General features: G+C 56.9%; 4 protein-coding genes. 2 read left to right on the top strand and 2 right to left on the bottom strand.

The window, feature by feature from the left end; all coding sequences use genetic code 11:
• A partial coding sequence (locus K288_RS0142620; protein ID WP_027584781.1) for an IS5/IS1182 family transposase occupies positions 1-296 on the top strand: 296 nt, incomplete at its 5' end.
• A gap of 1,143 nt (positions 297-1,439) precedes the next feature.
• Positions 1,440-1,565 carry a hypothetical protein gene (locus K288_RS55615; protein ID WP_256378895.1) on the top strand — a complete coding sequence of 42 codons (126 nt, stop codon included), beginning with the start codon at positions 1,440-1,442 and terminating at the stop codon, positions 1,563-1,565.
• Between the two features lie 812 nt (positions 1,566-2,377).
• On the opposite strand, the gene K288_RS0142610 is transcribed toward K288_RS55615, so the two are convergent.
• Positions 2,378-3,046 (bottom strand): hypothetical protein, encoded by a 669-nt coding sequence (locus tag K288_RS0142610; RefSeq protein WP_027584780.1) that lies wholly within the window; start codon positions 3,044-3,046, stop codon positions 2,378-2,380.
• Between the two features lie 60 nt (positions 3,047-3,106).
• Complete coding sequence (locus K288_RS0142605) at positions 3,107-3,856, bottom strand: hypothetical protein (RefSeq protein ID WP_027584779.1); 750 nt, start codon at positions 3,854-3,856, stop codon at positions 3,107-3,109.
• Positions 3,857-4,288 lie beyond the last annotated feature (432 nt).

Genomic DNA, 4,288 nt, shown 5'->3' with positions numbered 1-4,288 from the left:
CTGCGGCCCTGATCGAGGGACTGCCTGCCGAGGTCATCATGGCCGATACGGCCTATGACGCCGATCACTTGCGCCAAGCCATCGCCGCCAAGGGAGCGCTGGCCGTCATCCCCAACAACCCGTCACGTGCGCTCAAATATCCGCTCGACAAGCATCTCTATGCCCAGCGTCATCTCGTGGAATGCTGCTTCTCAAAACTCAAGCAGTTCCGTCGCGTCGCAACCCGCTTCGAAAAGACCGCCCGAAATTACCACGCTGTTGTCACCCTCGCAGCCATCGTCTTATGGCTGAGATAAGTGTCCACACCACCTAAACCTCAAACGCAAATCCATGTCAGTTCTCACAACTCCGCGGGCGTCGTGAATTAATCCGCCATTGGCAATAACGTCCCCACGGACGACGTATGAAACTGCGACCGACCCGTGCACTTCGGAAGGCATCTGCGGATCCGAAGCTCTCCCTTGCCGGTTGGTGCCGCCCAGCCGCTTGGTGCAGCGCCGATTCTGAGCGCTATCCACGCTCTCAATACAAATTCAACCAGTCTGGCCACATAGATGACGCATTGGCACTGTTTCAGGCTCGGCGAGCAACGAAAGGCTAAGGTGAGCGGTACTATCTCGAGACGCAGCATCAGATCGGTATAAACGCGGCTTTCGGGACCCATTACCCGCCGAGCTGCTCAAGCACTTCATCAGCCCTGACGCAGAGTACGGCGCAAAGATCCTCGGTGCGCCACTATTGAGGATAGCGATTCCAGAGCAAGCGATGTGAAAAGAAGTGGCACGACGCAGCGACCTCTCTGCTGTACCCATGAGTCTCTGCGGGAAGACGCGATGAGTAGCTGCTTACCGAAAGGCAGCTGGCTCAACGGCGCGCGTTATGTGCCTGCCGCTGGGGCTACCGCGGCACGCTTCGGTCGGGATCAGGGCGTCTCGCACCAGAGGTGGTGGATCCCGAGGGCTCGCGGCCATCGATGAGCACTGTGCGGCGCTGCTCTGCGCGGTGGCTGGCAAGGCTCGCGCTGTGATCGAGCCATTCAACATGACTCACTCAAGTTGAGCCACCAGGAGAATGCGGCAAGACGCTTTTATTTTAGTAGTCGGATCCCACCCATCGCGAGACCGACAGCAACCGTGCGTTGTCGCAGCTTCAGAACGAAGCCGGTGCAACCGGGAAAGACGAAAGATTTGATGCTGAAACCAAAACCGCAGCATGAGAAGTTGCTTCGTGGGGGTATCGAGCAGAGCCGTGGCCAAGCTGCCGCCTGCATTAAGGCATAGCTGAAGGAGAGACGAAGAACTGTTCCCGAAGTGCTGGTGAGGGTGTTTAGCTCGCTCATCAGAAAAACACGGCGCCTGGGCCGCGCGTGCTGACAGGGAGAAGGAGAGATCATCTACATATATGGTTTGCTTGGCGGGTTGTTCGAGATGGAGAAGATAATGCGGGCTGAACTGCGGCACTGGGACGTTGCACAGCAGCCCTGGCGGGAAACCATGAAGGAGCAGGAGGACAACGTGGTCTACGTCGATTTCAAAAAAATCCGCGAAGCGGAGGAGGGCGCGTGAGAGCGCAAATTGGGCAAAAGCTCGAGGCTGGCCGTGTACAATATGGCCAGTTCGCCAGCGCGCCAGGTTCAGGCCCTTGCGGTCTCTTCTTTGTGCAGGGGCCCTGCGGCTGTAAACTCAAGATCATCGGACTTGCCCGCCCAGGGTGGGAGCATGTCTCCGTCTCGACACTACGGTGTTGTCCGAATTGGGAAGAGATGTGCTTCGTCAAAAGACCTGTTTTGGGATGAAGAGGAATGTGTGATGCAGCTACATCCGCCTCTTTCGCAATACGTGGATAATAGCCGGTATTGCCTCCATCTCTGGAAACCGACTAATCAGGATATTCCAGTGCCACCACCAAGTTTTGTAGGCGTCGTCGGACTTGGACCTTCCGAAGCAGTATCGCTGTTTGCACGGATCAGGGCGCTATCGTGACGAACTGGGATCAACGACATAGGCACCGCCGGGTCACGCCGAGCGGGCGCGTGGGCGAGCGCACAGCACGAATTGCACCGCCGGTTTGACGGCGGAAGGCAAAAGCCGGCATCACTCAGGCCATCGTTCTCAAAGCGTGGCGGATGGAATCGGCACCTTATGTCGCCGCGGTTGACTTTCCGAATGTCCCGGCATTAACAGCTTGTATCTCCTGGCGTCGGACGATCCGGCGGCCAGGCATCCTCGTCTGTTTCGTCCATAGCCTCGCATATCGGGAGCCATCTTGACCAGCGATCAAACGATCGCACCAGCAGGCCTGACATATGATGCAAGCATCCGATCAAACCTCAAGAAGTAGCTGTGCCACGGGGCCATCCACATATAGGTCGCGCAGCTCAAAACGCTTGCAGCATCACGCTCAATTCGAGATCTCGGAAGATCATGTAATTCCGCCGGATCCATTGATGCAGCTCGCTGGACGAATCCTTCTCGTGGCGCAGATAGCCGGTGAAGGAAAAGCTCAGCCGGTCGATATAGGTCTTCAGGAATATCGGCAGGGCGGTGAAGCGGAGCACGCGGCCGCGGTCCATCGCTTCCGGTAATTCACCGCGCAACACGAACTCATTATGGACGGTGATCAGCGCCCGCGGTGGAATTTGCCGCTGCAGCATCTCGTAGCTGCGCGCGGAGACGCGGTCGGTGCCGGCGACGAACAGGATGACTGGGGTGACCCGGCGGCGCATCGCCTCCTTCAAGAAGCCGATCTCCTCACACATTTTGAAGAATTCTTCGAAGGCGTGGAAGCCGAGATCAATCACCTTGGCCACCCCGTCATTGAGGATCAGCGGGTCCATCAACTGCATCTTGCCGTAAGTGTCGATGACATGTGCCGTTTCGGTGGTTCGAGGCAAATAGTCGAGCAGCGACGGCTCCCTCAGGTTGATGTCGAAGGAGAGCACCGCTCCGTTCTTCAAGAGCAGGAATTCGCTCAAAAGCCGCGCGACTAGGGTCTTGCCGACCTGCGGGCTCGGAGAGCAGATGATGTAGACGGGCGTGGCTGACATCGCCAGCTATGTCGGGCGAAGGTGTATCTAATTCAGTTTTGCATGCGACCGTACGGGCGACTATTTTTCGCCGCCGCGCGTCACCGGCTTGGCGCCAACCAGGTCGGTCAATTTGATGCGGTCGTATTCGTTCCAGACGTTGGCGAGCCAGTGCCTGACATAGCCGCGCAGCACGAAGGAGTAGTGCGCGGCGTCATCATGCCGCCCCTTATTGGCGATGAAGTTGAGGAACGGGACAGAAGCGACTTCGACTTGCTCATAGGCCATCTCGTTGAGCTTCGGGATGGTGAGATCGGTGGCGTGCTTGATGCGGTGGAAGTAAGAGTTGTAAGTTGACTGGTCCCACTGGAAGAACTGCGTGTCGTTGATGAAGTTCTTCACCAGGAAGTACTTTGCACCGTTCATGAAACTCGAGGTCTCGGCAATCTCATCCAGCGAGGCGATCGAGGATCCCAGAATATGGAACACGGCAAAGGTGATCTGGCCGGACCGCGCGTCATCCAAAAAGCCAATGTCGCGCAGCGAGGCCAGCGCTGGGGACAGCAAGCCTGCGCGGACGTCGATCACAGTGACGGATAATCCTGAGTTCAGCGTGTCGAAGATCTTCATCTGGTCCGCGGTCGTCGTCATGTCGACGATCTCGGTGATATCAGGATGGAAACGCTTGAGAGTACCGCGCGGCGACTCCGTATCGAACGCGCGGGTCTGCACATTGTTGGCACTGAAATAGTCCAGAAGCGTCCGAGATACGGTCGTCTTGCCGACCCCACCCTTGTCTGCACCCACCACAATCACAACCGGCTTTACCATGGAATTCCCTTAACGTGCGCTGACCCCGATCGCGAGGCGCGCGATCAGCAAGTCTCGAACTCTGCTTTGAAGGCAAACATGGCAGAAACAAGGGGCAATCGAATCTTTGAGTCGTTGCCAATGCAATTGATGGGGATTGTTCTTATTCGAATCGCACCTAGCGTCAGGTTGTAGGCTCGGGAAAGCGATGACCAGAGTGCTAGGAGACGCAAGCGTCTATGGCTCATTGGCAGAACAATGCGAGCGCCATAGCTTGCCAAATTATCAAGCGTTTCTACTTGTGGGTAATGACCGATCATCGAAATGCATCTTGAGCCAGGACGGAAGGGGCTTGCCGCCTCCTAGTTGCTCTGCACGGTGATTATGACTCTTTGGAAGGGTTTGGGTAGGCGCGTCCCATTTTGGCGCGAGCTTTTTCGATTGTGAACATCC

This window comes from Bradyrhizobium sp. Ai1a-2, assembly GCF_000426245.1.
In the GTDB taxonomy this organism is placed as follows: domain Bacteria; phylum Pseudomonadota; class Alphaproteobacteria; order Rhizobiales; family Xanthobacteraceae; genus Bradyrhizobium.
The sequence above is the reverse complement of the archived record's forward strand: the minus strand, read 5'-3'. Positions and strand labels throughout refer to the sequence as shown.

Bases quoted from the DNA above. Each gene is read 5' to 3' on its own strand.
- K288_RS55615 (WP_256378895.1), top strand. From the start codon at position 1,440: ATGCGGGCTGAACTGCGGCACTGGGACGTTGCACAGCAGCCCTGGCGG.
- K288_RS0142605 (WP_027584779.1), bottom strand. From the start codon at position 3,856: ATGGTAAAGCCGGTTGTGATTGTGGTGGGTGCAGACAAGGGTGGGGTC.
- K288_RS0142610 (WP_027584780.1), bottom strand. From the start codon at position 3,046: ATGTCAGCCACGCCCGTCTACATCATCTGCTCTCCGAGCCCGCAGGTC.